The sequence below is a fragment of the Sphingobium sp. genome (assembly GCF_033795625.1).
In the GTDB taxonomy this organism is placed as follows: domain Bacteria; phylum Pseudomonadota; class Alphaproteobacteria; order Sphingomonadales; family Sphingomonadaceae; genus Sphingobium.
On the sequence record NZ_JARYGI010000007.1, the window covers coordinates 121836 to 143431 of the forward strand.

A 21596-nucleotide genomic window follows, 5' to 3' on the forward strand; every position below is an offset into this window, starting at 1 on the left:
AGCCTTCATATTCCAATCCACGCCACAATGCGGCGAAGCAGATATTTGTTATATTCCTTGAACAGCACCGTCAGGCTCGGGCGGCTAGGCACGGCATCATAGACCAGCGTGACATCGCGCGGCAGTGCCTGCCTCAGTTCCAAGGCCGCGCGCCGCATGTGCCAGTCCGTAGTAATCAGCCGGACCGTATGAAAGTTGCGGCGGTCAAGCCAGCGTCCGGTCTCCAAAGCATTGGAGCGCGTATCGATGGCTTCCCGACCCAGGGTGACGCAGCAATCGAACAACCGCATCGGCACCTTGTAGCGATCCGCCAGCTCGACGGGCCGCACCGAGCGGTCGACGCCCGATATCAACATGCGTTTCGCAGCGCCGTCTTTCAGCAGCACGAGACCCCGATCTATGCGCCCGGCTCCTCCGGTCAGCACGACGATGGCGTCGGTGGTGCGCCCGTCCAGCGGCTGCGGGAGAAAGGCGCCGAACCAGGCAAAGCCAAGCACCCACGCCACGAATGTCAGCGACACTATCCTGACGATCACAATTGCCGCTCCAGCGCCGTGAGGACCGTCATCCGGGCGGTCAGCATCGCGAGCCCAACGCCCGCAATCGGCAGCGCAGCGAGCAGCAGCCAGGTTTCTCCCGGTAGCGCGATACTTTGCACGATATCCGACCCGGTGCTCTTGAGCCTTTGCGCTACGATAAGGATCACGGCGACTGCACCTGCAAATCCCAAGGTCCCGCCAAATAGCGCGTCCAGCGCCATCCGCCGTTGGAAAAGGCGGGCAATCTGCACGTCGGTTGCCCCCATAAGGTGCAGGACGTCGATCGTTGCGCGGTGGCTGTCATGTGCGCCGCGGGCGGCCAGGATCACGACCGCTCCGGTTGCTATCGCCATCAGCAGGATGATGCCAGCTGCAAGCCACGCCAGGGAACGCATCAGCCCGGAAAGTGGTCCCAGGAATTTCGCGTGCGGCTCAACTCGCACGCCGGCGGATATGGGTGCTATCCTGCTCCGCAAGCTGGCAAGCACCTGTGGCGCGTCGGAGCGCAGTTGCACGTCGATAAGCGCGGGCACCGGCAAGTCGCTGGACGCTAGATCGTCCCCCAGCCACGGCCGCAGCTGATCCAGCAGCGTGCTTTCGGGAACGATCTCAACCTTCGCGACCTCGGGAGCACGCGCCAGGACCTGCTTCAGGCGCGCTACGGTGTCCTGCCTCGATACTGCATCGGCTTCGATGACCTGCACCGTGGCCCCGCCTGCAAGGTCGCGGCTCAGCAGTTGCGCTGCATGGAAAAGGCCCAAACCTGCCGCCGCCATCAGCACGGTGAGGAACATCATGATGGCGATGACCCAGGGCATGGGTCCGGCCCCTCGTCCCTCGGGTAGCAACCGGTTCCGGGCCGCCATGCCGCTATCGGCGCGAGCGCGGCGCGATGTTCGTATCCGCGCCTTCATTTCATGTCGGATCGTCTGGGAGGATAGCGCAACGCGCCCGTGGGGTCCTGAAGCCGCCCGCGATCCAGCCGCATCATATGCGCGCCTGCGACCTTGCCAATCAGGGGGATGTCATGCGTAGCCACGACGAGCGTGGTGCCAAGCTTGTTCAGCGCCTCGAACAATGTGAGCAGCCGGTCGGCCATGTCCGGGTCCACGTTCCCGGTCGGCTCATCGGCGATCAGGATCTCCGGTCGGCCGATAACCGCCCGCGCGATGGCGACGCGTTGCTGTTCGCCGCCGGAAAGCGTTGCCGGGCGAGCATCGGCCCGGTCCGCCAGACCCACCCAGCCAAGCATTTCCGCCACGGGAGCCGCGATCTCGCTCTCCATCATACCCGATACGCGTAGCGGCAGGGCAATGTTGTCATAAGTCGAAAGGTGCGGAACCAGGCGGAAATCCTGGAACACCACGCCGATGCGGCGCCTGAACCCCGGCAGGCGCTTGCGCGGGAGCGTGACGACATCCTCATTGAACAGGCGGATGACACCGCGACTGGGCCTTTGCGCCAGATATAGAAGCTTGAGGAGCGACGTCTTGCCTGCCCCGGACGCGCCGGTCAAAAAATAGAATCCGCCTGCGTGCAGCGAGAAACTTACGTCGCTCAATGTTTCGCTGCCGAGGCCGTAGCGCAATCCTACATTTTCAAACTGAACAATGCTGGACATGCTGATCCTGCTGACGATGCCCGTCTTCTAGCACGGGTACGACAGCAATTGCACAGCACCGTACAGCCGTAAAGTGGCCGGACCTAATCAGGGTCCATAGCGAAGCGGCATGCAGCTTTGCGGCGTGTTGCGTTCGCCGCTTGCTCTCGACTCCCTTGGATGCTTATGAAGTGTAATGATCCTCAATTGTCCGAAGTGCGCTACGCGCTATATCGTGCCCGACAGCGCCATCGGCTCTAACGGGCGCCAAGTGCGTTGCGCATCCTGTAAGCACAGCTGGTTTCAGGACCCTGCCGTTCTGCCGCTCCGTGAGACTGCCGCGGAACCGGAGCAGCTTGCGCCTGATCAGCCTCGGTCCTTGGCGCCGGAACAGGCTCCAGCGAGGGCGGGAAGCAGCGAGGATGTAGAACCTCCGTTGGCGTCAGAACATGGCGAAGAACCAACTCTTCCCGAGCCACAGGCTCAGCATCTGGACGCAGAAGCAGAAGGTCATGTGGAGGATGTGAAGCCCCCCCTGGCTGTCGCAACTGAACCTCCAGCGGCTGCTGCGGCTTCCGACCCGGCAGTGCCGGGCTTGTTCGACAGCTTTGCCCCGGAGCCGCCCTTTCGCCCCAGACGTAATCCTGCTCGCATGTGGATGACGGCTGCGATTATCTTTTTCCTTCTCATCAGCGCGGCCGGAGCCGCGATCTATGTGTTCGGGGCGCCGAACTGGGCCGTAAACCTTGGCATTGCAGCGGATAATGAGGAGCCCGATCTGCTCTTCTACCTCGCCAAGCCAGCGGAAAGGCGCAAGCTGCCGACCGGCGAAGAATATTTCGCGTTCAGTGCACGGATCGTCAACAGCGGCGAAACGGCCCAAGCGGTGCCGCCGGTGCTGGTCGAGTTGCGGGACAGGCAGAGCAAGCTGGTTTTCAGCTGGACGACAAAGGCTGATAAAGCAAAGCTCAAGCCAGGCGAGGAAGCGTCGATAAACGAAAGCAGGCTTGATATCCCCAAGAATGCCGAGAATCTTTCCTTGGGATTCGTCGATCGCAGCCGGTGAGAAACGGCCTTTTCGGGCTCTTCGCTTGAGGGGATAAAACAACGTATTCCGCCCTTGCATGGCCGATGCGCCTTTGCTACTTGCCAGCGCCTGCCAGTTGCCGGTCCGTCCGGCTCTATCATGAACAGTGCGGTCGTGGCGGAATTGGTAGACGCGCAACGTTGAGGTCGTTGTGGCCGAAAGGCCGTGGAAGTTCGAGTCTTCTCGACCGCACCAGTCAGTGCATGACATACTGGTAGGGTGTCCGAACAGGTGACATGGCCTATGTTCTAACGGACCCCTCCTTACAGCGGTAGTCAGGGGAAAATTGGCGAACGGAGGCCGATTGCGCCCATCCGGGCCTCTACTGGATATCGAGTCTCGCGCCCAACTTGGCGTAATCCATCCATCCACCTGCGATCTGTCGATGACCAAGGTGGGTAAGGCATTTCGCCCTGCAATTGGTGCCAATCTGGAGGGCATCCAGGCCGCGAAATGGAAAGCACAGCCGGAGGGATGGATCGACCGGACCTCTCAAGGCTCCCCCAGAACCTTGGCATCATGCGGACCTTCCGCGCCTGTAGAGGTTACGGGAGAGCCCACCTAAGCGGCTGCCGACGACGCCTATCATCTACACAGCGCCCGGTAGTTTCGGTGCTATCCAGATACAGCTCGGCCATACGGAAAATCGAATATGTGGCCTGTAACTCAGTGTCGATGGGCAGATCGCTTCAGCACCGGCATTTTCTGCAGCATGGAAACCAAATGTTACAAAAGAGCAATGCGGTTGTGATCAACGATCTCCATCTTCAGAGCGAACACCGAAGTTAAAGAGGAGAATATCATTGGCGACATCCGTCAGCATACTTGCCACGCAACCGACCCCGGATGAAGCTCTGCAGCGGCTGGTTAGCGGCAACGACGCTTTCGTAGCCGACCAGCCGTTGTCGTCTGATCTGTCGCGCGAGCGGCGACTGGCGCTCGCCGAAGGGCAGCAGCCGTTCGCAACCCTCGTGGGCTGCTCGGACTCCCGCGTGGGTCCGGAACTGCTGTTTGGAGCGGGTCTTGGCGAACTGTTCATCGTTCGGACAGCCGGTAACAATGTCGATACCGCCGGCATGGGTTCCATCGAATATTCGGTGGCCGTGCTGAAGGTTCCCCTTATCGTTGTTCTGGGACATGAGAAATGTGGAGCCGTGGCCGCCGCGGCGGATGTCGTGACTAAAGACACGCGGTTTCCGGGGAGTATTGCCCGTATGATCGAGCCCATCGTCCCCGCGGTCCTGGCGGCGCAGCGCAATGTCGGTGAGGAGAGGCTGGTCGACACGGCGGTCGAGGAAAACGTCCGGCGCATGGTCGAGCGACTGCAGCGCTTTTCTGAACCCATGCTTCTTGAACCACAGGAGCGCGGCGAGTTGAAGGTCGTGGGCGCGGTCTATGAACTCGCAACCGGTCGGGTACGCTGGCTATGAGGATGGCCGCATTGGATTGACGGACATCTTCTCCAGGCAGGCAGCGCTGAATGCGGTGTCTGCCTGGAAGTTCGGCAGCAAGCCTGCTTCAAAGGTCGGTTGCGGGCGAAGTTTGCCCTCATGTGAGCGACAATCTGCATCGTGCGCGTACCATCCGCTCCTGACTGGCAAAGTGGTCTGCTGTCTGTTGACACCGTCCCCGGTCACGGCGCAGGTACAGGAAAGAGGATTTCGCCTGTACCGCATCATGCAGATTTCCGATTGCGGCAAGGACCAATAAGGCCACAAGATCGCTCATAATGGCAAAAAGCACTGGCATTCTGGAGCGGCTTCGCTCGCGGCGGCTGGTCGTATACGCTGCGTTCCTCCTGTTCACTATTGGCGTGATACAGGTTGGAGCGAGCCTGATCTTCTATGACGCAATCGACCGGCAGACGGTACTGCAAGATCATGCCAGACGCGTCGCTGAGTTGCTGATCGTCAGCGACCGCGTCCATCAGGTGGACCCGGCCCTTACTCCACGCATCATGACGACGCGCCATTTGGTTGCCTCCTTGGCGCCGGAACCCGTCATCGGCCATCCGAATTCGTCTGCAGCCACTGCGGAGATCGCCGCCTTCATCGTCCGTTGGGAACCGGCGCTTGCGGGTAAGACGCTCCACCTCTCGGTCGAGACCGGACGGCTTGGCCAGCGCGACCTTATAGGTTCCTTGCGGCTGGCGGATGGAACTTGGCTCAATTTTCGTTCCGATGATATTTCCTCAAGCTGGCCCATTGCGCTGCGAGCCACTGCTCTGACGCTCGTGATAACGCTGCTGTGCATTGCGGGAGGCTTCCTGGCTCTTCGTTTTCTAACGACACCTTTGCGCACATTATCCGAAGCGGCGGACGCTATCGGCAAAGGCCGCCACGTGCCTCTACGCGAGGCGGGCGCCGCCGACCTGCGGCACCTTGCCCGTTCCATGAACGATATGCAGGCGAGAATCTCCGGCCTGGTCGAGGAACAAGCCAAGTCGTTCGAGGCGATCAGCCATGATCTGCGGACGCCGCTTTCCCGGCTTAAGATCGCTGCCGATTTCGTGTCCGACAGCGATATTGCCCGCCTCGTCGGCTCCAGTGCCGACGAGATGGAAGCGATGCTCATGTCCCTTCAGCAATTTCTCCGCGCGCAGCACCTTGGTGCGGAACCAGAGTCAGTTGACCTGGTATCCGCAACCGGGGATCTGCTGGCGAGCTTTGGAAAGCCGGCCGAACTAATCGCGCCCGCGAACGCCATAGTCCGGACCTGGCGTGAGCCGCTGATGCTCGCTCTGCAGCCTCTCCTCGACAACGCCTTCCGCCATGGCGACAAGGTTCGTGTGACCGTAGATCAGGGCGATCGCGGTTGGCAAATCGTCATCGAAGACAATGGCCCTGGAATTCCGGAGCAGTATCTGGGCAACATTCTCGATCCCTTCTTTCGCCTGGATCAGGCCAGGGCGCGCGACACCTCGGGTTTCGGTCTGGGAATCCCGACCGCAAACCATCTGCTGAAGCGATTTGGCGGAAATCTGCACTTCACCAATGCCTCGGAAGGCGGCTTGGTGGTCGTGGTGACTGTGCCTGTCGCTTCAATCGTCGACTGAAGACGGTATAATCGTAGTGAGAAGCGCAATGCTGCGACAATTCTGTTCGTCGCCATCCCTACACGGCTGGTGTGACGCCAATTGGCAGCTGGAGGCACATCCTGAGTTGCGGCGATCCAAGCTCGGCGGTGAGCTTCGCCTGCACGTCGCCCGATGCCTCTGCTTCAGCCGCCAGACGGTGAGCCGTTGGCCCTGATGCCGTTGACCTGATCAGACTGGTGACATAGCAGAAAGACATCATATCAGGAGAAGTGATGTTGCGGAGCCCGACTGGGTTGCGTGGCTACGGCAGTCGCAGTTCATATTAACATTGAGGCGCAACCATGCAGTTCATCTACGAGCCTGACACTTTTATCTCAATGAGTGACGGGACGAAGTTGTGCGCTAATGTCTGGCGGCCTGCCGAAGGCCGGGGGCCAACGCTCCTGCTGCGCGTTCCCTATGGCAAGGATGTTGGCCCGTGGTTGGGCCAAGGCATGATCCCTTCACTGCTCGGCTTTCTGCGGGCGGGATATGCCGTCGTCATGCAGGACACGCGCGGCACCTTTCGCTCCGAGGGACAGTTCACTCCGAAGGTCGATGAGCCGGCAGATGGCCGCGACACCGTCGAATGGATCGTGCGCCAGCCCTGGTCGGACGGAACGGTGGGGACCTACGGGCCTTCCTATCTGGGCATGGTACAGTGGGCCGCTGCAAGCGAGCGGCCACCGGCCTTGAAGGCGACCGCGCCCATGGTCGCCGCCATGGAATGGTATGAAGGGCTTTGGTACTCGCCCGGTGGAGCGCTGTCGCTCAGCGTGGTCAGTTGGTGGCATACGATGATGTATGCCTTCGAGGCGCAGCGGGAACTGGCCGCTGGCCGCGGCGACATGGCGGAACTGATCGCCCTCGGCAATACCATGAGCGCTGGTCTCCCCACCAACAGGGTCACCCCAGTCGCCGAAAATCCGGTCTTTCGGCGAGGGAACTGGCTGGACGATATTCTCGACCACCCGGATTATGACGATTTCTGGAAAAAGCAGGATTTCAGGCCCGCAATTCCACAGATGACTGCACCGCCGCTATGCCTCGCCGGCTGGTACGACTTGTTCGTAAACGCCAGCGTCAAGGATTTCGTGAAGTTCCGCGCGGGCGCCGCGACCGAGGAGGCACGCGCGGGAGCGCGCCTGGTGATTGGGCCTTGGGACCATCTCAATTATACGGGGCGGTATCCGGACCGGGATTTCGGGCTGGCGGCTAGCAGCGACATGGTCGATTCCTCCGCTGTTCATGTCCGTCATTTCGATCGTTGGCTGCGCGGTGACGTTTCCGCGAACGCCAATGACGCCCCGGTTCGTATCTTCGTCATGGGAATCGACCAATGGCGGGATGAGCAAGAATGGCCGTTGCCTGACACCCAATATGTTGAATATTTTCTCGGCGGCGAAGGCCCGGCGAATACGTCCGCCGGCGCAGGAACCCTGACCCGGGAGGCGCCCGGCGAAGATCGCCGGGACACCTTGCTTTATGACCCGTCCCGGCCAGTGCCGACCGCTGGCGGCTCTCTCCTTCCAGACGGCTTCGGTTTTATAGGTCCGGTGGACCAACGGCGGATCGACGGCCGCGATGACATCCTCTGCTTCGCCTCGCCCGTGCTCGATCACGATGTGGAGGTCACGGGCTTCGTCAAGATGCGGTTGTTCGTGTCTTCGTCAGCCGTCGACACCGATTTCACAGCAAAGCTCGTGGATGTTTTCCCCGATGGCCGGGCTATCAATCTGTGCGATGGCATCATTCGCATGCGTTACCGCGAGGGTCTCTCTTCACCCACGATGATGGAGCCGGGACGCGTTTACGAGGCCGAAATCGACATGCAGGTCACCTCCAATGTGTTCCTTGCCGGGCATCGCATTCGCGTCGACATCTCCAGCAGCAATTTCCCCCGCTATGATCGCAACAGCAACACTGGCGGGTTCATCGCGCGCGAGGCCGAGAAGGACATGCTCGTGGCGGTGAACCGTGTTCATCATGGAGCACTTTATCCGAGCAGGTTGATCCTTCCCGTCATAGAGCGATAGTCGGTGAGAGTATCGTCCATAGACCTGCCATGCCGACGGCGGTCATCGTCACGCCTTTTTGACAGGCCCAGCGGTCAAAGGCCCGTTCACCCCGAGATGCGCTTCGGCGTCCGGCCATATAGTATCGTTTGACACCAAATCCCTCATGCATCAAGTTGGTATCAATTGATACCATATGAAGCGAGTCGTTGCATGGAACATTCGGACGCCAACCCGCTAGGCCTCAACGGCTTCGAGTTTGTCGAATTCACCTCGCCCGACCCCGCGGCGATGGCGGTGCAATTCGAGCAGCTCGGCTTCGTCGCCAGCCACCGCCATCCGACCAAGAACATCACCCGCTACAAGCAGGGTCACATCAATCTGATGCTCAACCGCGACGCCGACGGCCGCGTCGCGCAGTTTCGCAACGAGCACGGGGCTTCTGCCAGCGCGATGGCTTTCCGTGTCGCCGATCCGGAAGCGGCGATGAAATGGGCGCTGGAGAACGGCGCCACCCGGACGATCGAGGACGATACCGTCATCGAGGGCATCGGGGGCTCGTATCTCTACTTCATTCAGGACGGGATCGATCTCTATGCCGATTGGGCTGAGCTTCCCGGATGGGAGGAAGCCGAAGTCGAGAACAATGTGGGGCTCAACCTGCTGGACCACCTCACACACAATGTCCGGCGCGGCCAGATGCGGGTGTGGAGCGAGTTCTACAAGACGCTGTTCGGGTTCGAGGAGCAGAAGTATTTCGACATCAAGGGCCAGGCGACCGGGCTGTTCAGCCAGGCGTTGATCGCTCCCGATCACGCGATCCGCATCCCCTTGAACGAAAGCCAGGACGAAAAGAGCCAGATCGAGGAATTCATTCGCGAATATCATGGCGAGGGCATCCAGCACCTCGCGCTGGCCACTAACGATATCTACCGCACGGTCGAGAAACTTCGCGCCCGCGGCGTGAAGCTTCAGGACACGGTCGAGACCTATTACGAGCTGGTCGACAAGCGCGTCCCCGGCCATGGCGAGGACCTCGAGCGGCTCCGTCAGAATCGCATCCTGATCGACGGCAGCGTCAACGACGAAGGCATCCTGCTCCAGATTTTCACCGAGAACATGTTCGGCCCGATCTTCTTCGAGATCATCCAGCGCAAGGGCAACGAGGGCTTCGGCAACGGCAATTTCCAGGCGCTGTTCGAGAGTATTGAGCTCGACCAGATCCGTCGCGGTGTGATCAAGGTCGACGCGTAAGCCTCACGGACAGGGAGAGCAATCATGACGGCGGAACGATCGGCCTCCCCTGCATCCTTGCGAGCTGGCTTGGACGCCAGATACATGCCAGGCTTTGGCAACGATTTCGCGACGGAAGCCAGGCCGGGCGCTCTGCCCGTCGGTCGCAACTCCCCCCAGAAAGTACCGTACGGACTCTATGCGGAGCAATTGTCTGGCACTGCTTTCACTGCGCCGCGAAGCGAGAACCGGCGCGCTTGGCTGTACCGTCTGCGCCCGACAGCCAATCATCCCGCATTCCAGCCCTATCATGGCGCCAAGCACCTGCGCACGGGGCCGTTTAACGAGGTGCCACCCAATCCTAACAGACTACGATGGGATCCCTTGCCCATGCCAGACCACCCAACGGACTGGATCGACGGGTTGGTCAGCTATGGCGGCAACGGCAACGTAGAGACGCAGCTCGGCATAGGTATCCACCTCTACGCCGCCACCCGATCCATGGAGAGGAGAGCCTTCTTTTCGGCCGACGGCGAACTGCTGATCGTGCCCGAACAGGGGCGCCTGCTGATCGACACCGAGCAAGGGCAAATCGAGCTCGCGCCTCTCCAGATCGCGGTTATTCCACGGGGCCTGCGGTTTCGCGTCGCGCTGCCCGACGGATCGGCACGAGGGTATGTCTGTGAGAACTACGGATCCTTGTTCCGCCTTCCCGAGCTGGGACCGATCGGCGCGAACGGCCTGGCCAACTCGCGCGATTTCGAGACGCCGATCTCCTGGTACGAGGACTCCGACGAGCCGTTCGAAGTGATTCAGAAATTCGGTGGGGGGTTATGGACGACAACCCTTGGCCATTCCCCCTTCGATGTGGTTGCCTGGCACGGCAACCTGGCGCCCTGTCGCTATGATCTGAAGCGCTTCAACGCGATCAACACCGTCAGCTTCGACCATCCGGACCCGTCGATCTTTACCGTGCTGACCAGTCGCTCGGATATGCCCGGCACTGCCAATTGCGACTTCGTAATCTTCCCGCCCCGCTGGACGGTGGCCGAGGATACGCTCCGCCCGCCTTGGTTCCATCGTAACGTCATGAGCGAGTTCATGGGCCTGATTAGCGGAGTCTACGACGCAAAGGCAGGCGGGTTCGCTCCGGGCGGCGCCAGTCTTCACAACCAGATGAACAGCCACGGCCCCGATCAGGCGAGCTACGCAAAAGCGGTCTCGGCCGATCTCAAGCCGTGCAAAATCGAGAATATGATGGCCTTCATGTTCGAAACGCGCTTACCGATCCTTACCACACGCTGGGCGAACGAAACACCGACGGCGCAGCTTGATTACGATTCTGTTTGGACCGGCTTCGAAAAGGCTGAGTTACCGGTATGATCGGCGGGACCGACGAAACGCACGACCCGTCCCTGATCAGCTGGGTCGAGGGTGCAACGGATCACCTAGACTTTCCGATCCAAAACCTGCCGTTCGGCATTTTCAGCGTTGGCGACTCCACCCCACGACCTGGCGTGGCAATCGGTGATCACATACTGGACCTGACGCGCGTCGCCAGCTTGCTTCCCGCAGCAGCTGCCAATGTCATGGGTGGCCAGACTCTCAACGCCTTACTTGCCCTTCCCTGCGACGACCGGAGAGCGCTGCGTCATCGCTTGTCGGAACTGCTGTCTGACGGGCGGCATCGCGACCAGGTGGAGCCGGCGCTGAACGCAGCGGCCGAATGCACGCTGCACCTGCCATGCGCGATCGGGGACTATACGGACTTTTACGTTGGCATCCACCACGCCAACAATATCGGACGGCAGTTCCGCCCCGACAATCCACTTTTGCCCAATTATAAATGGGTGCCCATCGGTTATCATGGACGCGCCTCTTCGGTGCGCCAATCCGGCGTCCCAGTCCTGAGGCCCAACGGTCAACACAAGGCGCCTGATTCCGACAGCCCCGCTTTCGGGCCCAGCCAGCGCCTGGATTACGAGCTGGAACTCGGCGTGTGGGTAGGGCAGGGCAATCCGCTCGGCACGGCCATCCCGATCCGCGAGGCAGAGCGGCACGTCGCCGGTTTTTGCCTGCTCAACGACTGGTCGGCGCGTGACCTCCAAGCTTGGGAGTATCAGCCGCTCGGCCCCTTTCTGGCCAAGAGCTTCCAATCCACAATCTCACCCTGGGTCGTGACTGCTGAAGCGCTGGCGCCGTTCCGGGCCGCACAGTCCGCGCGGCAAGAGGGCGATCCCCATCCGCTGCCATATCTCTGGGACGAAAGGGACCAGCAGCATGGCGAACTCGCTATCGATCTGGAAGTTCATCTGGTTACCCAGATCATGCGAGATAGCGCTTTGCCTCCGTACCGGTTGAGCCACGGCCTTGCCACCAACATGTACTGGACGGTCGCCCAAATGGTCGCCCACCATACATCGAATGGATGCAACCTCAGGCCGGGAGACCTGCTCGGCACCGGTACGATTTCGGCACCGACCGAGGACGGCTTCGGAAGCCTGATGGAGATCACGCGCGGCGGCACACAGCCTATCGAGCTACCAACCGGAGAGAAACGCAGCTTCCTTGATGATGGCGACGAGATCATCCTGTCGGCAACGGCCCGGGCCGAAGGTTTTCGATCCATCGGTTTCGGAGCCTGCCGCGCGGTCGTGCTTCCAGCGCTGGGCGCACCATGATCCGACTGCAGGGCTATTGGCGTTCGGGCACCGCCTATCGCGCCTGAATCACGCGTAAGCTCAAGGTCATGGCAGATGATCAGATGGCTTTGGATCTGGGTGTGGGGGGCAGGGTGATGAGGTTCTGTCGAGCGCTGGACTCGCAGGGGTTGTGCCGACGCCTGAATAGGAATGACACAGGGCCAGAACTACTCAGAGTCTTATCCCTTGCCGTCCTTGCTCCGGCGAATTGTAACGATTGCGCCATCATCAGGGCGACGGTGACGGCGGTGGCCTGGTGGCCTGTGATATCCATCTGCTCAAAAATCTGCGGGTTCTCAATGCAATCAGTCGCCATCTCAGCGCAGATGCAGATGATGTAAACCGCTGGATCGCGGAAAAATCTGCCGCGCCAGCAGTGATGATCTCGCACCACGGCGCTGGATTTGGCTTTGGTGTTACTCTACGCGCGCCTGTCTCCTAGGGACCGGCCCGCCCGGCCAACAGGTAGACTTGGCTGGCGTGGGGCGACGGCAGATGACGCTGCTCGAGGAGCCCCGTACCCTCCCGACCGCAAACCCGGTCGGCGAGGATCTTCGCGTTGAGATCGCGGAATCGCGTTGAGGCGGAGCAGGATCTGCAAGACAAAGGCCATCGGTCATCTCGGACGGCTCGTAACCTTGCCGGACATAGTCGCTCTGATCGGTGACCGCTGTAAAGCATTATCCCGCACTTGGTGAGCGTTGCTCATTGGCGGTGATTCACACCAAGACGTGTACAGCGCGGACAGGAAGACATGGGTCAGGATCGCTCAGGCCAGCGTTTCATCGATTAGCATAGGGTCGCCTTCCCGCGAGCGTCAATAGGGGGGTAGCGTCGAGGGCCACCGTCTGTTCTTGCCGTCGCGCCCATAGTTCCAGCGCCAAAGCTTCCCGCCGCTCGGTGGGACCAGCAGGAAAGGCGATTGGCGTCGGCAGGTTCGTAGGGCTTAGGGGGCCGCTTGGCCTTGCGGGCCTTGGCATCTCTAAGCATGGTTCGGTGTCCGGTAGATATCCTGGCGAGCCCCTTCAAGTCGTTAGATAAGGCCAGGACAGGCATGGACGGTTGAGGCCGCTCGGTCTTCTAACTATTGGCAATCAGGGAGAAACGCGATTCAGTGGTCTCTTGCATACCGCTGTGAGAGATCTTGGCGGAGCGGGAGTCCGCCTAACTTTACTAATATATAACGGTAATTTGTTAATTTTCGGATCTTGGTCATAAATTCGGTCATAAAAATTTCACCGTCATAAAAATGGAAATTGCATCTTGTGAACGTAAGTTTCGAGTAAAGCCCAGTGGAAACAGAACGTTGCCGGTTCACGCGCATGCATGCTCCCTAACGCAAATTGATATCGTCACGTTCCCGAATGGAAATGTTCATGCGCCTTTTGCAGTATCCAACAGCAGCGGCGCGAACAGTGTGTCACGTCGTGATCAGAACCTATTAGGTGACGGTTTGCAGTTCGGTGAAACTAAGTGGATCGAGCACGTGCAAACGCGAGCTTCGTCAAGGAACAATAGATCGACATCCCAACTCTCCTGGACTCATATGCCCGTGATTATCTTCTTCAGATAACTACCATAGTCAGACTTGCCGAGTTTATTGATGGCCTTCGACAACTGCGATTCATCTATGAAACCTTGGCGAAAAGCAATTTCTTCCGGGCTCGCGATTTTAAAACCCTGCCTCTTTTCCAGTACGCGGACGAACTCTGCGGCGTCTAGCAAGCTATCGGGTGTGCCGGTGTCGAGCCAGGCATAGCCGCGGCCCATAATTTCGACATGCAGGTCCCCGCGTTCCAGATAGACGCGGTTGACGTCGGTAATCTCCAGTTCTCCGCGCTGTGAGGGCTTCATGTTGGCGGCGATGTCGACCACTTGCTCGTCATAGAAGTAAAGGCCTGTGACCGCCCAGTTCGATTTGGGGCTTTCCGGCTTTTCCTCAATGGTAACGGCCTTCATGGCATCGTCGAAGCTGACCACGCCATAGCGTTCGGGGTCATGGACATGATAAGCAAAGACGCTGGCCCCCTCGCTCCGTGACGAGGCATTGGCAAGAATTTCGGGCAGGCCATGCCCATGATAGATGTTGTCGCCGAGGATTAGCGCGGAATGCTGGCCCGCGACGAAATCGGCGCCGATGATATAGGCTTGCGCCAGACCATCGGGGCTGGGCTGCTCGGCATATTCCAGAGTCATCCCCCAGGCCGCCCCATCGCCCAGCAGCGCATGAAAAGCAGGCAAATCGCGCGGAGTAGAGATGATCAGCACCTCCCGAATCCCCGCCAACATCAGCGTGGTCAGTGGATAGTAGATCATCGGCTTGTCATAGACCGGCATCAGTTGCTTCGACGTCGACAGCGTCATGGGATACAGGCGCGTACCGCTGCCGCCGGCCAAAATGATGCCCTTCATTGATAATTCCCTTGAAAATCGTTCAGTTTACGCCGGCGATCAGCCGCGCGATCACGGTGTCGAGCGACCTATGCCATTCGGGCAGCGCTATGCCATGGACCCGAGCAATCCGCCCGCAATCGAGCCGCGAATTTGCAGGCCGGGTGGCAGGTGTAGGATAATCTGCCGTTCCGATTCGCCGCACCGAAGCCGAAGGACCGCCCCGCGCAGCCGATGCGGCAAAGATGGCTTCGGCAAAGTCCGCCCAGCTTGCTTCACCCCGCGCCGTCATGTGGAAAACACCACGTAAAGCCGGGCTACTATCAGCTAACAGATTGGTAGCTATACGAAGGATACCATCGGCTATCTCCAACGCACTCGTTGGGTTCCCGATCTGATCTGCGACCACCGACACCTCATCTCGGTCACCAGCAAGGCGCAGCATAGTCTTTACGAAGTTGGCGCCGAACGGGCTGTAGACCCAGGCCACACGCACGATCGCGCTATTTTCGCCATGAGTGGCCAGCACGGCCTGTTCGCCCGCCAGCTTGGATGCGCCGTAGACCCCGGTCGGGCCGGTGGGATCGCCTTCGCCATAGGGTCGGTCCGCCATGCCATCAAACACATAGTCTGTGGAGACATGGACCAGTGGCACGCCCAGCGCCCTAGCCGCCTGCGCCACGGCTCCCGCGCCCTTGCCATTGACGGCATGGGCAAGGTCTCTCTCGCTCTCCGCCTTGTCGACCGCTGTATAAGCGGCCGCCGAAACGATAACGTCTGGGGCAGCGACTTTCAGCGCGCGCATGACTGAGACAGGGTCGGCTAGGTCCAGTTGCAGGCGACCGATCGCGATCACTTCATGACCAGTCAGCGCCCCCCGTTCAACTAGGCTCGTGACGACCTGCCCGGCCTGGCCGGTGACGGCGATCCTCATATCTTTGCGGCCTCGGCCAGCCCCAGCCTCTGCCCGTCATACTGGTTGCGTAGCGGCTGCCACCACCATTTATTTTCCAGATACCAGCGCACGGTCTTTTCAATACCGCTATTGAAATTTTCCTGCGCGCGCCAACCCAGTTCAGTTTCCAAACGGGTCGCATCGATAGCGTAGCGCGCGTCGTGACCAGGGCGGTCGGTGACATATTCGATCAGTTCCGCGCGCGGCTTGTCAGCGGGGACCAGTTCGTCGAGTACAGCGCATATACGGAGCACAACGTCGATATTTTTCCGCTCGTTACGCCCGCCGACGTTATAAGTTTCGCCGGGCATGCCGCGCTCGATGATGATGTCAAGCGCGCGGGCATGATCGTCGACATACAGCCAGTCACGCACATTCTCGCCCTTCCCATAGACCGGCAGAGGACGACCTTCTAGCGCGTTGAGGATGGTGAGAGGGATCAGCTTTTCGGGAAAATGGTAAGGCCCATAATTGTTCGAGCAGTTCGATACGACCACGGGCAGACCATAAGTCCGCTGCCACGCCTTGGCGAGATGATCGGATGCGGCTTTGGAGGCTGAGTAAGGTGAACTGGGATCGTAAGGGGTCGTTTCCTCGAACAGACCTTCATCACCCAGCGAGCCATAGACTTCGTCAGTCGAAACATGAAGAAAACGGAAGGCGGACTTGGTGTCCGTTTCGAGGCCGTTCCAGTATGCGCGCGCAGCTTCCAGCAGAGTGAAGCTACCGACAACATTGGTCTGAATGAAATCTGCCGCGCCGGTGATCGAGCGATCGACGTGACTTTCTGCGGCCAGGTGCATGATCCGATCGGGTTGAAAGTCGGTGATGGCCGCGACCATCGCCGCACGATCGCATATATTGGCGTGCAGGAAGCGATGATTGTTGCGGCCTTCGACTTCCTTGAGTGAGGCCTCGCACCCGGCATAAGTCAGCGCATCGATGGTCAGGACGTTATGGCCCTTTTCCAATACCAGATAGCGAACCAAGGCTGAGCCGATAAAGCCGGCCCCGCCGGTGACGATTACGCGCATGGATTCAGGCGCTCCAACTGAAATAGGCAGGAAGGTCTGCAAGCAGCGGCTGCTTGCTGTCTTTGGGCGAGAGGGTTTCAGGGTCGGCGGCGGCAGGCCAAGTTATGCCAATTGCCGGATCGTTCCATGCTAGCCCCTTGTCGCACTCTGCATTATAATAGCCGCCAGTCACTTTATAGGCGATGACCGTATTGGGCTCAAGCGTGCAGAAGCCATGGGCGAAGCCCGGTGGCACCCACAGTTGCTTGCCATTGTCAGGGGTCAGCGTTTCGCCAATCCACTGTCCATAGGTTGGTGATCCTCTCCGGATATCCACGGCAACATCGAACAACGCGCCAGCTGTGCAGCGCACCAACTTGCCCTGGGCATCGGGTTCACTCTGGAAATGCAGGCCACGGACGGTGCCAGTTCTAGCGCTCAGGGACTCATTGTCCTGAACGAAGCGGTAGTGCCCTACAGTCTTGGCGAACAGATCTGCACGGAAGGTCTCAGCAAAGTAGCCGCGATCGTCGCCGATATGGCGTGGTGTCAGAAGCATGACGCCAGCAATGTCGAAAGTCTGGATTTCCATAGTATCCCAGTAATATAACAGCGAATAATTGAGTTAGTTGTTGCTGTTCTGAACCGTCTGTACCGCGCTGGTCACCGTAAGGATCGGCGAGAAGAGCTGGCTGATAAGCTGGATGAGCTTGCTAGGTTGATTGGCCGCAGCATTGCCGAAATACAGCACGTCCTTGTCCTGCATAGCGAAACGCTGGGCGACGAAGTAAGAGCCTGCTTTCATCATGTTGAGATGGTAGACGATTGGCACTTCATTGCCCTGCTCGTCGGGCACATAGCGGAACACAAAGATTGCCGCCGGATTGCCAACGCCAGGATTGACACCTCCAGCGGTGGCGACAGCTTCGGCCAGCGACACCGACGAACGGCTGAAGGGCACCTGCTCCACCCGCCCCGACGCACCCAGGACTGAATAAGTGCGGGGGCTATTGATCAAGATCATCCGGTCACCGGGATAGGCTCGGACATCCAGTGCCGGATTATCGACAAGATCATTCATGCGTACATCGACGTTCTTGCCACCGCGAGTCACTCTTAGCGTCAAATCCTTGGCGCTTCCCCGATAACCCCCAGCGAGGGCGACAACATCAGACAATGTTTCCCGGTTCGTTTGCAAGACCAAGCGACCCGGCTTTCCTACCTCGCCCCCAACAATGATCGAATTGGTGATGGCTTGGCTTAGGGTGATCAGCACTTGCGGATTCTGGGAAAGGCGCTGCAAGGAATTACGCACCATCGCCTCCACCTGGCCCACCGTCAGCCCTGCTACGTGAAGCGTTTCGGCATACGGGATGGAGATGTCACCGAGATCGTTGACCCTCGTTGGCGGCAGTTTCTGAACCTGTACGCCAGGGGTGGTCATCTGGCTCGCCCCGTTGGTCACCCCTGCAAATAAGGTGACGCCCGCTTCATAAATGCTGATGTCGAGGACGTCGCCCGGACCCACCATGTCAGTCGGTGGGGGTGCAAGATCCTGCAGCAGCTCTACAGGGGTAGCGCTCAACCCGCTATTCGGCACATCGGCAACCGTAGTGACGTGAACAAGCTGAATAGCCGATCCAGTCTTCGGCGCCCTCAGCGATTTCTCGATCTGCCCGCCTGTAGGCCCGCTGGAAGGCAGGGTTGCGCATCCCGCTAATCCTGCAAGCAGGGCTAAAGATACGAACTTCTTGACTTGCATTATATATGATCTCTCAATGCTAGCGCTTTGAACGGGCGCACGCTTAGCATCGGCACTGAAAAATGAACAATAGTTCCTCGCGCGATTTCAAGGCTCGTTGTTGCTTGACCTTGCGCCTTGCCCGGTGTTGGCGTAGCGCAAGTGAGCTCTGATCACCCCTAGGCGCTGCAAAGATATTTATGAACGTTAATCCTTCTTTCCCCATCGACGCTGGAACACCGGTCCATCGATCCAGGATTGCGGAATGGTTAAGGAAGCGGCGTTGGTTCATCCTTTTCGTCGTTACGCCAACGATCCTGGCCGGCCTCTACTATGGCCTAATCGCGTCGGATATCTACATTTCCGAATCCCGGTTTGTTATCAAAAGCCCGGATCAGAAACGGTCGCAGATGTCGACGCTCGCCAACCTTATCCAAACGACTGGTTTATCAGGCGGTCAAGAGCAGACTAACGAGGTGCTTACCTATGTTCGGTCTCGCGATGCCTTAAACGCCCTCGACAAAGATCCTAGTATACGGTCTCTGTTTTCTTCGCCTTACGCGGATATTTTATCACGTTTTCCGCAACCCTTTTCTAGCAACAGCTTCGAACACCTGTACAAATATTACACAAAGATGGTTGACGTTCGGCTCGATCACGAGACTGGGACAGCGATCATAACAGCTGAAGCATTTACTGCGCGTGATGCTTACGAAATTAACCGGAGGTTGCTTGAACTAAGCGAAGCTCTGGTTAATCGCCTGAACGATCGGGCTCAGGCCAAGGGGATTGCTGAGGCGCAAAAGCAAGTGGACGTTGCGACTACGCGAGCTAAGTTTGCACAGGTGGCACTTACTCAGTATCGGAACGCGCAAGAATTGATCGATCCTGCAAAGCAGGCGCTGGGCGTTCTCGAAATTGCGAACAAACTGACGTCCGAGCGGGCAGCACTTCAAGCGCAGCTCGATTTAACGCGCCGGACGGCGCCCCAAAACCCATCCATCCCCGCCTTAAGAAACCGGATCGACGCTATCTCCGCGCAAATTGGGGCGCAGGATAGGCGGGTAGTGGGCACAGATCAGGGCATCGCGTCCAAAATGGGTAACTATGAAGCGCTAGTCGTAGAACAACATTTCGCTACAGAGAATCTGAATGTGGCGAACGCTGCTCTCGTACAAGCGCGTGCTGAAGCGCAGCGACAAAAATTCTACCTCGAACGCGTCGTGGATCCTAATTTGCCAGATATGCCGCTCCTGCCGAGGCGGCTCCTAAACATCATCGTCTTTGGAGCTGCAGCCGCTTGCATATATGCTATAGCCTGGATGTTCACCATTGGCATTCTGGAACATGCGCCGGAAGATTGAGGATGTCCAATATTGATTTAAACAAACTACGGCGCGGATGGGCCGTTCAGATTCGTGTGGTTCACGCTTTGATGATACGCGAACTCTCCACCCGCTTCGGGCGGCAAAACATCGGGTTCCTCTGGATCATGGTTGAACCGCTTCTTTTTGCTGGAATGGTGGCTCTTATATGGCGTTTATCTAAAGGTCCTGAAGAGCATGGTGTAAGCATAATAGCTTTTGTCGTGACTGGCTATATTCCAATCACTCTATTCCGCCATGGCGTATCGCGGAGCGTCGCAGTTTTTACAGCCAACGGCGCTTTGCTGTACCATAGGCAAATAAAATTAGTTGATTTTATACTAGTTCGCTTTGTCATAGAAGTGCTTGGCGGAATGATGGCGTATGTCTTCATCGGTGCTATACTAATCTTGTTCGACGAGTTTCCAGTGCCGGCTAACATTGGATTGCTGATTAGTGGTTGGATGATTTACGCGCTATTTTCTTTCTCGCTCTGTTTGATCATTGCGCCACTTTCTGAAATGTCGGAAGTGGTTGAGAAGTTTGTGCCTGTGCTGACTTACGTTATGATTCCATTCTCAGGATTATTCTTTATGGTTTCCTGGCTCACGCCAGAAGCGCGAGATTACATTCTAATGTCGCCGTTCGTGAACGCGATGGAGATGATGCGAGAGGGAATTTGGGGGAACAAGCTGACGGCGCATTATGTTGCTTGGTACCCGATCGCCTGTTCAATGTTGGCGATCTTAATAGGCCTTCCTTTGTGCCGGCATGTTCGCCGGACGCTGGCCGTCGAATGATCATTTGTCGCGACATATGCAAGGCATACACTCACGGTCACAGCCGAAAACAGGTCTTAAATAATGTGAACCTCACCATTCAACCGGGTGAGCGTGTCGCATTGCTGGGCCGTAACGGTGCCGGGAAAAGTACTCTCATCAAGCTTATTGGCGGCGTGGAAATGCCGACGTCTGGGAAAATCATCCGGAGCATGTCACTTTCTTGGCCCCTCGGCTTTGGCGGCGGATTTCAAGGAAGCATGACAGGTTATGACAATGCGCGATTTATTGCTCGGATCTACCAGCGTGATTATAGCTATGTCCGGGCTTTTGTCGAAGACTTTACAGAATTAGGCCGCCAGTTGAAAATGCCGGTGAAGACGTATTCCTCTGGAATGCGCGCACGTCTCGCCTTTGCCCTTTCGCTGGCGATCGAGTTCGACTGTTATATGATCGACGAAATCATTCTGGTAGGAGACCAAAATTTTCATCGAAAGTGCCAGCACGAGTTGTTCGAAAAGCGCAGCGATCGCGCTATGATCTTGGCCTCGCACAGCACAGAGATCATACGTGAATTCTGCGACCGGGCCGTTATCATCCACCGGGGCGAAGCAACTGAATATGACGACGTGGGCTTGGCAGTGGAGACCTATAGCAGCCTTTGATGCTCCATAGAGCGAAGCAAGCTCAACTGTGCCGCCGAGTAGAGAATAATCCGACCTGACAGAATCGTTTGAGGATTTTTTCAGTTGGGGGTCTGATACCGGCCGGCATTGAATACGACCCACGCGCCCATTTTCGGCGTCCTATAGTCCTGATGCGCCACGGCTGCTCGACCAGTCTGTTCCACGCCTCGCAGCAAAGGTCGATCATGTTGTCGGGGGACGTGAAGACCGGTTGGACAGCCAGTTATCGCGCATGAACTGCCAAATATTTTCGACTGGGTTGAGTTCCGGGCATTTCGGCGGCAGCGGAACGATGCTGATATTCTCGGGCACTTCCAGCTTTCCGGTTATGCGCCACCTGACGTGACCCCCGTTTTTTCCTTCAGTTGGAGCTAGAGTCCGGCCCGAAGAAGGGACGGACAGATGAAGCGGAAGC

19 protein-coding genes, 1 tRNA gene and 2 pseudogenes are annotated in these 21596 nt (G+C 58.4%); 13 read left to right on the forward strand and 9 right to left on the reverse strand.

Annotation, left to right across the window (positions count from 1 at the left end; all coding sequences use genetic code 11):
* Window positions 1–5: 5 nt before the first annotated feature.
* From QHC67_RS05565 to ftsE, 3 genes are read right to left on the reverse strand one after another with little or no spacing between them, the layout of a single operon-like run.
* Window positions 6–536, reverse strand: a complete 531-nt coding sequence (locus QHC67_RS05565; RefSeq protein ID WP_319292173.1) for a YdcF family protein — start codon at window positions 534–536, stop codon at window positions 6–8.
* Window positions 533–1453, reverse strand: a complete 921-nt coding sequence (locus QHC67_RS05570; protein WP_413818494.1) for a cell division protein FtsX — start codon at window positions 1451–1453, stop codon at window positions 533–535. Before QHC67_RS05570 ends, QHC67_RS05565 begins: the two co-directional genes overlap by 4 nt.
* Window positions 1450–2160 carry a cell division ATP-binding protein FtsE gene (gene ftsE, locus QHC67_RS05575; protein ID WP_319292178.1) on the reverse strand — a complete coding sequence of 237 codons (711 nt, stop codon included), beginning with the start codon at window positions 2158–2160 and terminating at the stop codon, window positions 1450–1452. The genes QHC67_RS05570 and ftsE overlap by 4 nt, the downstream gene beginning before the upstream one ends.
* Before the next feature lie 175 nt (window positions 2161–2335).
* On the opposite strand from ftsE, the pseudogene QHC67_RS05580 reads away from it, so the two are divergent.
* From QHC67_RS05580 to QHC67_RS05625, 10 genes and pseudogenes are all read left to right on the forward strand, one after another.
* Window positions 2336–2431 (forward strand): annotated as a pseudogene (locus tag QHC67_RS05580) (MJ0042-type zinc finger domain-containing protein); the annotation flags it as partial.
* 144 nt (window positions 2432–2575) lie between these two features.
* The gene (locus QHC67_RS05585) at window positions 2576–3205 is read left to right on the forward strand and encodes a thioredoxin (protein WP_319292227.1); all 630 of its coding nucleotides are present in this window, start codon (window positions 2576–2578) and stop codon (window positions 3203–3205) included.
* A 129-nt stretch (window positions 3206–3334) separates the two neighbouring features.
* Window positions 3335–3421, forward strand: a tRNA-Leu gene (locus QHC67_RS05590).
* A gap of 608 nt (window positions 3422–4029) precedes the next feature.
* Entirely contained in the window at window positions 4030–4656 is a 627-nt protein-coding gene (locus QHC67_RS05595; protein WP_319292181.1) for a carbonic anhydrase, read from the forward strand.
* Between the two features lie 299 nt (window positions 4657–4955).
* Entirely contained in the window at window positions 4956–6281 is a 1326-nt protein-coding gene (locus tag QHC67_RS05600) for an ATP-binding protein (RefSeq protein ID WP_319292184.1), read from the forward strand.
* Between the two features lie 323 nt (window positions 6282–6604).
* A complete protein-coding gene (locus tag QHC67_RS05605) occupies window positions 6605–8338 on the forward strand; it encodes a CocE/NonD family hydrolase (protein ID WP_319292187.1) in 1734 nt (577 codons plus the stop codon).
* Window positions 8339–8530: 192 nt separating this feature from the next.
* Window positions 8531–9571 (forward strand): 4-hydroxyphenylpyruvate dioxygenase, encoded by a 1041-nt coding sequence (gene hppD, locus QHC67_RS05610; RefSeq protein WP_319292190.1) that lies wholly within the window; start codon window positions 8531–8533, stop codon window positions 9569–9571.
* An 84-nt stretch (window positions 9572–9655) separates the two neighbouring features.
* Complete coding sequence (gene hmgA / locus QHC67_RS05615; RefSeq protein ID WP_319292192.1) at window positions 9656–10933, forward strand: homogentisate 1,2-dioxygenase; 1278 nt, start codon at window positions 9656–9658, stop codon at window positions 10931–10933.
* Window positions 10930–12231 carry a fumarylacetoacetase gene (gene fahA / locus QHC67_RS05620; protein ID WP_319292195.1) on the forward strand — a complete coding sequence of 434 codons (1302 nt, stop codon included), beginning with the start codon at window positions 10930–10932 and terminating at the stop codon, window positions 12229–12231. The genes hmgA and fahA overlap by 4 nt, the downstream gene beginning before the upstream one ends.
* A 238-nt stretch (window positions 12232–12469) precedes the next feature.
* Window positions 12470–12694 carry a hypothetical protein gene (locus QHC67_RS05625; RefSeq protein WP_319292198.1) on the forward strand — a complete coding sequence of 75 codons (225 nt, stop codon included), beginning with the start codon at window positions 12470–12472 and terminating at the stop codon, window positions 12692–12694.
* A gap of 1100 nt (window positions 12695–13794) precedes the next feature.
* On the opposite strand, the gene rfbA is transcribed toward QHC67_RS05625, so the two are convergent.
* The 5 genes from rfbA to QHC67_RS05650 are packed head-to-tail and all read right to left on the reverse strand — an operon-like array spanning window position 13795 to window position 18373.
* Window positions 13795–14664 carry a glucose-1-phosphate thymidylyltransferase RfbA gene (rfbA, locus tag QHC67_RS05630; RefSeq protein WP_319292201.1) on the reverse strand — a complete coding sequence of 290 codons (870 nt, stop codon included), beginning with the start codon at window positions 14662–14664 and terminating at the stop codon, window positions 13795–13797.
* Between the two features lie 22 nt (window positions 14665–14686).
* Complete coding sequence (rfbD, locus tag QHC67_RS05635; protein WP_319292204.1) at window positions 14687–15577, reverse strand: dTDP-4-dehydrorhamnose reductase; 891 nt, start codon at window positions 15575–15577, stop codon at window positions 14687–14689.
* Window positions 15574–16632, reverse strand: a complete 1059-nt coding sequence (gene rfbB / locus QHC67_RS05640; protein WP_319292207.1) for a dTDP-glucose 4,6-dehydratase — start codon at window positions 16630–16632, stop codon at window positions 15574–15576. Before rfbB ends, rfbD begins: the two co-directional genes overlap by 4 nt.
* Before the next feature lie 4 nt (window positions 16633–16636).
* Window positions 16637–17203 carry a dTDP-4-dehydrorhamnose 3,5-epimerase gene (gene rfbC, locus QHC67_RS05645; RefSeq protein WP_319292209.1) on the reverse strand — a complete coding sequence of 189 codons (567 nt, stop codon included), beginning with the start codon at window positions 17201–17203 and terminating at the stop codon, window positions 16637–16639.
* Between the two features lie 33 nt (window positions 17204–17236).
* Window positions 17237–18373, reverse strand: a complete 1137-nt coding sequence (locus QHC67_RS05650) for a polysaccharide biosynthesis/export family protein (protein ID WP_319292212.1) — start codon at window positions 18371–18373, stop codon at window positions 17237–17239.
* A 179-nt stretch (window positions 18374–18552) separates the two neighbouring features.
* Here QHC67_RS05650 and QHC67_RS05655 point away from each other — a divergent pair, with 179 nt between their 5' ends.
* From QHC67_RS05655 to QHC67_RS05665, 3 genes are read left to right on the forward strand one after another with little or no spacing between them, the layout of a single operon-like run.
* The gene (locus QHC67_RS05655) at window positions 18553–19716 is read left to right on the forward strand and encodes a Wzz/FepE/Etk N-terminal domain-containing protein (RefSeq protein ID WP_319292214.1); all 1164 of its coding nucleotides are present in this window, start codon (window positions 18553–18555) and stop codon (window positions 19714–19716) included.
* Window positions 19717–19718: 2 nt separating this feature from the next.
* Entirely contained in the window at window positions 19719–20516 is a 798-nt protein-coding gene (locus QHC67_RS05660; protein WP_319292216.1) for an ABC transporter permease, read from the forward strand.
* On the forward strand, window positions 20513–21160 hold the full coding sequence (locus tag QHC67_RS05665) for an ABC transporter ATP-binding protein (protein WP_319292218.1): 648 nt from the start codon (window positions 20513–20515) through the stop codon (window positions 21158–21160). The genes QHC67_RS05660 and QHC67_RS05665 overlap by 4 nt, the downstream gene beginning before the upstream one ends.
* 118 nt (window positions 21161–21278) lie before the next feature.
* Here the strand turns inward: QHC67_RS05665 and QHC67_RS05670 are convergent.
* Window positions 21279–21517: pseudogene (locus QHC67_RS05670) on the reverse strand (transposase); the annotation flags it as partial.
* Window positions 21518–21596: the final 79 nt, after the last annotated feature.

What these genes read in the sequence shown, in the direction of transcription:
- QHC67_RS05570 (WP_413818494.1), bottom strand. Translation starts at nt 1,453, where the DNA reads ATGAAGGCGCGGATACGAACATCGCGCCGCGCTCGCGCCGATAGCGGC.
- ftsE (WP_319292178.1), bottom strand. Translation starts at nt 2,160, where the DNA reads ATGTCCAGCATTGTTCAGTTTGAAAATGTAGGATTGCGCTACGGCCTC.
- QHC67_RS05600 (WP_319292184.1), top strand. Translation starts at nt 4,956, where the DNA reads ATGGCAAAAAGCACTGGCATTCTGGAGCGGCTTCGCTCGCGGCGGCTG.
- QHC67_RS05605 (WP_319292187.1), top strand. Translation starts at nt 6,605, where the DNA reads ATGCAGTTCATCTACGAGCCTGACACTTTTATCTCAATGAGTGACGGG.
- hppD (WP_319292190.1), top strand. Translation starts at nt 8,531, where the DNA reads ATGGAACATTCGGACGCCAACCCGCTAGGCCTCAACGGCTTCGAGTTT.
- hmgA (WP_319292192.1), top strand. Translation starts at nt 9,656, where the DNA reads ATGCCAGGCTTTGGCAACGATTTCGCGACGGAAGCCAGGCCGGGCGCT.
- fahA (WP_319292195.1), top strand. Translation starts at nt 10,930, where the DNA reads ATGATCGGCGGGACCGACGAAACGCACGACCCGTCCCTGATCAGCTGG.
- rfbA (WP_319292201.1), bottom strand. Translation starts at nt 14,664, where the DNA reads ATGAAGGGCATCATTTTGGCCGGCGGCAGCGGTACGCGCCTGTATCCC.
- rfbD (WP_319292204.1), bottom strand. Translation starts at nt 15,577, where the DNA reads ATGAGGATCGCCGTCACCGGCCAGGCCGGGCAGGTCGTCACGAGCCTA.
- rfbB (WP_319292207.1), bottom strand. Translation starts at nt 16,632, where the DNA reads ATGCGCGTAATCGTCACCGGCGGGGCCGGCTTTATCGGCTCAGCCTTG.
- rfbC (WP_319292209.1), bottom strand. Translation starts at nt 17,203, where the DNA reads ATGGAAATCCAGACTTTCGACATTGCTGGCGTCATGCTTCTGACACCA.
- QHC67_RS05650 (WP_319292212.1), bottom strand. Translation starts at nt 18,373, where the DNA reads ATGCAAGTCAAGAAGTTCGTATCTTTAGCCCTGCTTGCAGGATTAGCG.
- QHC67_RS05655 (WP_319292214.1), top strand. Translation starts at nt 18,553, where the DNA reads ATGAACGTTAATCCTTCTTTCCCCATCGACGCTGGAACACCGGTCCAT.
- QHC67_RS05660 (WP_319292216.1), top strand. Translation starts at nt 19,719, where the DNA reads ATGTCCAATATTGATTTAAACAAACTACGGCGCGGATGGGCCGTTCAG.
- QHC67_RS05665 (WP_319292218.1), top strand. Translation starts at nt 20,513, where the DNA reads ATGATCATTTGTCGCGACATATGCAAGGCATACACTCACGGTCACAGC.